This window comes from Micromonospora sp., assembly GCF_048594385.1.
GTDB lineage: Bacteria > Actinomycetota > Actinomycetes > Mycobacteriales > Micromonosporaceae > Micromonospora > Micromonospora wenchangensis.
In genome coordinates, this window is record NZ_JBMDWU010000016.1 from 1 (window position 1) to 6,172 (window position 6,172).

6 protein-coding genes are annotated in these 6,172 nt (G+C 74.8%); 3 read left to right on the forward strand and 3 right to left on the reverse strand.

Translation table 11 applies throughout. The features are described from left to right. Positions 1-251, forward strand: a 251-nt coding sequence (locus ACOJTC_RS00815; protein ID WP_420115350.1) for a hypothetical protein, incomplete at its 5' end; no start/stop codon positions are given. Beyond that, complete coding sequence (locus ACOJTC_RS00820) at positions 248-1,093, forward strand: sulfotransferase family protein (protein WP_420115351.1); 846 nt, start codon at positions 248-250, stop codon at positions 1,091-1,093. The genes ACOJTC_RS00815 and ACOJTC_RS00820, both read left to right, overlap by 4 nt. Before the next feature lie 233 nt (positions 1,094-1,326). On the opposite strand, the gene ACOJTC_RS00825 is transcribed toward ACOJTC_RS00820, so the two are convergent. The 3 genes from ACOJTC_RS00825 to ACOJTC_RS00835 are packed head-to-tail and all read right to left on the reverse strand — an operon-like array spanning position 1,327 to position 4,566. Continuing rightward, positions 1,327-2,835 carry a hypothetical protein gene (locus ACOJTC_RS00825; protein ID WP_420115352.1) on the reverse strand — a complete coding sequence of 503 codons (1,509 nt, stop codon included), beginning with the start codon at positions 2,833-2,835 and terminating at the stop codon, positions 1,327-1,329. Then, positions 2,832-3,638, reverse strand: a complete 807-nt coding sequence (locus ACOJTC_RS00830) for a sulfotransferase family protein (protein WP_420115353.1) — start codon at positions 3,636-3,638, stop codon at positions 2,832-2,834. The genes ACOJTC_RS00825 and ACOJTC_RS00830 overlap by 4 nt, the downstream gene beginning before the upstream one ends. Further along, positions 3,631-4,566: a sulfotransferase family protein gene (locus ACOJTC_RS00835; protein ID WP_420115354.1), complete on the reverse strand. Its 936-nt coding sequence runs from the start codon at positions 4,564-4,566 to the stop codon at positions 3,631-3,633. The genes ACOJTC_RS00830 and ACOJTC_RS00835 overlap by 8 nt, the downstream gene beginning before the upstream one ends. A gap of 240 nt (positions 4,567-4,806) precedes the next feature. Here ACOJTC_RS00835 and ACOJTC_RS00840 point away from each other — a divergent pair, with 240 nt between their 5' ends. Then, a complete protein-coding gene (locus tag ACOJTC_RS00840; RefSeq protein WP_420115355.1) occupies positions 4,807-6,051 on the forward strand; it encodes a glycosyltransferase in 1,245 nt (414 codons plus the stop codon). The last annotated feature ends 121 nt before the right edge of the window (positions 6,052-6,172 follow it).

A 6,172-nucleotide genomic window follows, 5' to 3' on the forward strand; every position in this document is an offset into this window, starting at 1 on the left:
GGCGGGGGGGGCGGGGGCGCGGGGTCGCGGGGCGGGCCACGTTCGTGGCGTTCTACCTGGGGACGGTGCGGGCGCTGGGGCTCAGCCGGGTGGATCTTTTGGTGCTGCGTACCCTGGCCCGCCGTCGCCGCCGCGGCGACCCGTCCGACGCCACCGGGGACGCCCCGGGCGTCGTCCCGTCCGACGGGCCGCCCCCCTCCGGGGTGGGCGGGGGTGGCCGGGACACCTCCGGTCGGGTGGTGTCGCGGTGAGCGCGGGGCCGCGCCGGGCCACCGTGGACCGGCACCCCCCGGTGGTACGCGGCACCCCCCCCTGGTCACGGGCGGCGCTGCCCCGCCGGGTCGGCGCACTGCCCGACTGCCAGATCATCGGCGGGCAGCGGTGCGGCAACACCTCGCGGCACCACTACCTCGCCGCGCACCCCGACGTGCGGGCCGCCACCGGCAAGGAACTCCAGTTCTTCAGCCTGCACTTCGGGCGGGGAACCCGCTGGTACCGGGCGCACTTCCCGCCGGCCGCCCCGGGCCGGCGCAGCTTCGAGGCGAGCCCCTACTACCTGTTCCACCCCGGCGTGCCGGCCCGGGTGGCGGCGACGCTGCCCGAGGCCCGGTTCGTGGCGCTGCTGCGCGACCCGGTCGAGCGGGCCTACTCGCACTACCTGCACACCCGCTCGTACGGGCTGGAGCCGTTGAACTTCGCCGAGGCGCTGGCCGCCGAACCGGGGCGGCTGGCCGGGGCGCTGGTCGACGGGCCGGACACCCCGGCGGCGCACCACGCGCTGCGCAACTTCTCCTACGCCGCGCGGGGCCGCTACGCCGAACAGCTCGACCGCTGGTACGCCCACCTGCCCGCCGACCGGCTGCACGTGATCCGCAGCGAGGACCTGTACGCCGACCCGGCCGGCACGTACGCCGGGGTGCTGCGGTTCCTCGGGCTGGCCCCGTACACCCCGGCGGAGTTCGCCCGGCACACCCGGCGGACGGACTCCGGGCCGTCGCAGCTCACCCCGGCGCTGCGGGCCGACCTGGCCGCCGGGTTCGCCCCGCACAACGCCCGCCTGGCGGACCTGCTCGGCTGGCCGCGTACCTGGTGAGCGAGCGGCACACCTCCCGCTGCCGAGGTGAATGCCGCCGCGCCAGCGTGCGGGACCATGAACGGATGGCGATCATGTAGACGACACGCCGAGACCAGTGCGCAGAATCGCAATGTGATCATGGGAGGCCCGCCGCACCCACCCGTGCCCGACCGCACCCGCCCGTGTTCCGACCGCACTGCCCCGGGGCCCCACCGCACCTCCCACCGCAGCGGGTGCGGCGGGGGAGGCGGTCAGCGGATCGGGCCGAGGACCGCGTCCGGGGTGCCGGTGGCGCGCACCAGCACCGGGCTCGGCCCGATCGGCAGCGCGCCCCCGCGGGCGGCCGGGTCGGCACCGACCGGGCCACCGGTCACCCCGGCCGCAGCCGGCAACGACACGGTGCCGGTGGAGGTCGACCAGACCACCAGGGTGCTCTCCGCACCCCGCCGGAACGCCACCCCGGTCAGTCCCTTGGCGTTCACCGGTTCGACCGTCGCGTCCCGGGCCGCCGCCGCCAGGGCGGCCATCATCGCGCCGGCCTGCCGCTGGGTGCCGTCCGGGTCGAGCAGCCCGTAGCGGACCTCCGCGCCGGCCCGGTTGTTCGGGTTGTACGCCAGCGGCAGCCAGAGCACCTCGCGGACGCCCCCGGCGACCAGCATGCTGACCACCTTGACCATCTCGTCGCCCCGGGCCGCCGCGTCGTCGTCGCCGTCCTTCCAGAACTGGCCGACCTCCCACGCCTGCACCGGGACACCGGACGGCGTCTCGGCCCGCAGGTAGTCCAGCAGCGCCGGCACCCCGGAGAAGTGCTCGTAGAAGTGCAGCTGCCGGACGTCGACCACCCGGTCGTCGAGCAGCTTCTCGGTGACCGCGAGGTAGGCCAGGTTGCGGGAGTTCTGCGCGTTGTCCAACGCGGTACGCAACGCCGCCGGGTCGTTCACCGCCGGGATCAGCCGACCCCGGGTGCCGATCCGCCGCTGGAAGTACGCCTGGTAGGCGGCGACGGCCTGGTCGGGTTGCCCGGCCCGCAGCAGCCGGTCGGCGACCCCCATCCCGTACGCGACGCTGCTCATGCCCGAGTCGACCACCTTGGCCTTCGGGTCGGCCGCGCGGATCGCCTCGGCGGCGGCGGTGACCAGCCGGCGGTAGTCCTCGGGGCTGCCCGCCCAGTACTGCTGGGCGTTGACCTCGTTCTCGATGGCGTACTCACCGACGCCGTACGGGGCGTACCGCTGCACCAGCGTGCGGACGAAGTTCTGGTAGGCGGCGAGGTCCGTCGGCATCGCCGACTCGGTCTTGTTGGCCTGGCCCCGGGTGAACTTCGCCGTCCCGCCGGTCGCCCAGCACACCCCGGTACGGATCTTCAGGTGCAGGGTGATGCCGAGCTTACGGCTGCGTTCGGCGATCTGGTCCACCGCCGCGAAGTCCGGGCTGCCCTGGGTCTTCTCGATGTCACACCAGCTCAGCTCGTGGTACGTCGCCGAGCCGGAGAGCTTTTCCAGGTAGGGGACGAACTGGTCGTGCCGGGAGAAGTCCCAGTGCGCGCCGAACGGGTTGCGGACCGGTGCGCCGGCCGGCAGCGGCGTACCGCTGGCACCGGCTGACGGGGCGGCCGACGGCGCGGTCGCCGACGGGGCCGGCCCGGGGGCGGGATCGTCCGAACAGGCCGCCGAAGCGACCAGGGCGAACAGCACCGCCCCGGCGACCAGCACCCGCCGCCCGACCCGACGACCCGCCGGCGAGCCGGCCCGGCGGTTCACCGGTAGCCCAGTTCGCGCAGGGTGGCACCGGAGAAGACCCGGACCAGCACCCGCAGGAAGGGATCCAGCTCGCGGCGGTAGGTGCCGACCCGGGAGCCGTAGATCGGGGCGTCGGTGCCGGCGGCGGCCCGCCGTCGCTGCGCCTCGGCGGTGTACTTGCCCGCCACGTCGTGCTGCTTGCCGTCGTAGTCGAGCACGCCAGCCTCCCAGGGTTCGCCGAGGAACTCGAACAGGCCCCGCATGGCCTTCTCCGGGTCGGTGACCGTCTCCTCGTAGCGCAGTTCGTGGTAGCGGTCGGCCGGCAGCCGGGCCCCGGCGGCGCGGGCGATCCGGATGTAGCGCGGCCACTTCACCACGCACTTCACCGCCGACCAGTAGCCGAACCGCTTGCGGTGCGACACCACCACGTCCCGGCCGTCCCGCACGACGTGTACGAACTGCGCGTCGGGGAAGACCTCGGCCAGGAAGTCGATGGACAGCGCGTACAGCGGCGTCTTGTCGGCCCAGCGGGTCTTGCCCCGGGACCGGGCGTAGTCGGCCTGGATGCCGCCGAAGAAGTCGGCGATGCGGCCCAGCCAGTACTCCCGGGGGAACCCGAAGCGGGACAGCCGCTCCCAGTCCCGCCCGACGATGCGTTGCATGTCGGCCAGGAACCGGGTCTCCGGGCCGCAGCTCACCCGGGAGTGCGAGTCGAGCACCAGGCGCAGCATCGTGGTGCCGGAGCGCTGGCAGCCGACCAGGAAGATCGGCCCCTGCGGCCGGTCCGGCCGGGCGTCGGGCAGCGGGGTGTGCGGTTCAGCCATGGTCCACCGCCTCCTGTCGGCCGGCCGACGCGTCCAACCGGCCGGCCAGCTCGGTGCACAGCGCCCGCACCCGGGCGTCGATGTCCAGCCGGGGCCGCGCCGGGGTGCGCGCTCCGACGTGCGCGTGCAGCGCCGGGTCGTACGGCAGGTCGAGGAAGGCGCACAGCCGCCGGGTGTACCCCGCCGGGTCGGCGACCAACGCGTCGTACGAGCAGAGCAGGGTGTCCGGCCGGTCGGCCAGCCCGAGGGAGAAGTACAACGAGTTGCGCACGTACCAGAACAGGGCGGCGGCGGTGTACGGGGTCATCCGGTCGTAGTCGAAGCCGGCGACCAGCTCCCGGGTCGACGCGTCCAGGCGCTGCCCCTGCCAGCGGTCCCCGATGGTGCCGTCGGCGATCGCCCGCAACGCCCGCAGGTTGGCGTCGCCGAACTTCGCCACCTCGGAGCGGGCCCGGTCGTCGACGTCCCGGTACGCCCACAGCGCCCGCCCCGGCGCGACCCCGGGCAGGTCGAGCAGCTCGTCCACCCGGTGCGTGTCGCACAGCGGCTTGACCAGCACGTACCGGTGCCGGCTGCGGGTGACGACGGCGACCAGCACCGGGTCGGGGCGCAACCGGAAGCGGTGGAACACGGCCCGGTCGTTCTCGTTGCGGACCTCCACCGACGGGTCGGCGTCCAACCCCCGGGTCAGCATGTTGGTGCCGGAGCGTTGCAGGCCCACCAGGTAGACCGGGACGGCCCGGCCGGGCGGCCCGGGGTGGGCCCGCCGCCAGCGCCGCTTCGCCAACGCGGTGCGGGCCCGCTCGACCGGGTCGAGCCGGTCCTCCTCGATCAGCCGCCGGACGCCCTCGGTGCGCGCCCAGCGCAGGTGCCGGCGGACCCGTCGGGCGGTGTACGCCAGCGCCGAGGGTTCGTCGGGGTGGGGCACCGGGTCCTCCTCGGGCACGTCGGGCGGGGTGGGGCACACGGTACCGGCAGATCATCACGGCTGGCCACGTGGCCGTGTGGTCAGCCGGCGATGGGCCGTGTGGCTACTTGGGGATCATGAGCTGGACTCACGACACCGGTGTTGCATACGGTGGGGCCCCTGGTCACCGCTGCTGTCCGGGGCGACCACCCCACCCCGCGACCCCCGACGGACCCCAGCAGCCACCTCCGGAGCAGGCCGATGCGTGTCCTCCACGTCAACAAGTTCCTCTACCGGCGCGGCGGCGCCGAGGGTTACCTGCTCGACGTCGCCGAGCTGCAACGGGGCGACGGCGACGAGGTGGCGTTCTTCGGCATGACCCACCCGGACAACGACGCACCCACCCCGTACGCCAGGCACTTCCCGTCCCACGTGGAGCTGGACCCGACGCCGCGCGGCGCGGGCGCCCGGGCGGCGGTGGCGGCCCGGATGATCTGGTCGCCGGCCAGCCGGCGGGGCCTGGCCCGGGTGCTCGCCGAGTTCCGGCCCGACGTGGTCCACCTGCACAACATCTACCACCAGCTCTCCCCGTCGGTGCTGGCCGCGGTGCGGGCCGCCCGGGTGCCGGCGGTGATGACCCTGCACGACTACAAGCTGGCCTGCCCCAGCTACCAGATGCTCGACCGGGGCGCGGTCTGCGACGCCTGCGTGACCGGTGGCCCGCTACGGGCGGCCCGCCGCCGCTGCAAGGACGGGTCGCTGGGGGCCAGCTCGCTGCTCGCCGTCGAGTCGTGGCTGCACCGCACCACCCGGGCGTACGGGCCGGTGCAGGCGTTCGTCAGCCCCAGCCGGTTCCTGGCCGACGTGATGCGCCGGGCCGGGGTCTTCCCCGACCGGATGCACGTGGTGTCGCACTTCGTCGACGTCGCCACGACGGCGGTCAAGACGGCACCCGGTGGCCCGGTGGTCTTCGCCGGTCGGCTGGCCGCCGAGAAGGGCGTCGACGTGCTGATCGAGGCGCTCACCCGGCTGCCCGACGACGTCGTGCTGGAGGTGGCCGGGGACGGCCCGGCCCGCGACGGGCTGACCGAGCTGGCCCGGCGGCGGGCCCCCGGCCGGGTCCGGTTCCACGGCCGGCTGGACAAGGCCCGGCTACACGAACTGGTCCGCTCGGCCACCGTGGTGGCGGTGCCCTCGCGGTGGAACGAGAACCAGCCGATGGCGGTGCTGGAGGCGTACGGCTGCGGGGTGCCGGTGGTCGCCTCCGACCTGGGTGGCCTGCCGGAGCTGGTCACCTCGGGGGTGGACGGCGAGGTGGTGCCCGCCGACGACCCGGCGGCGCTGGCCGCCGGGCTGCACCGGGTGCTGGCCGACCCGGCTCGGGCGTACCGGATGGGGCGGGCCGGGCGGGCGCGTGTGGAGCGGGACTTCTCCCCGCAGGCGCACCTGACCCGGGTACGGGAGGTCTACGCGAGCGCCGCGCGGACCGTGCGGGAGCCGGTGTGAACCCGCCGGTGCGGGTGCTCTACCTGGCCGGCAGCGGACGCAGCGGCAGCACCCTGGTCACCACCGTGCTCGGCCAGTACGACGGGGTCTTCGCCGCCGGGGAGCTGCGCTACCTGTGGCA

What these genes read in the sequence shown, in the direction of transcription:
- ACOJTC_RS00830 (WP_420115353.1), bottom strand. Translation starts at nt 3,638, where the DNA reads ATGGCTGAACCGCACACCCCGCTGCCCGACGCCCGGCCGGACCGGCCG.
- ACOJTC_RS00840 (WP_420115355.1), top strand. Translation starts at nt 4,807, where the DNA reads ATGCGTGTCCTCCACGTCAACAAGTTCCTCTACCGGCGCGGCGGCGCC.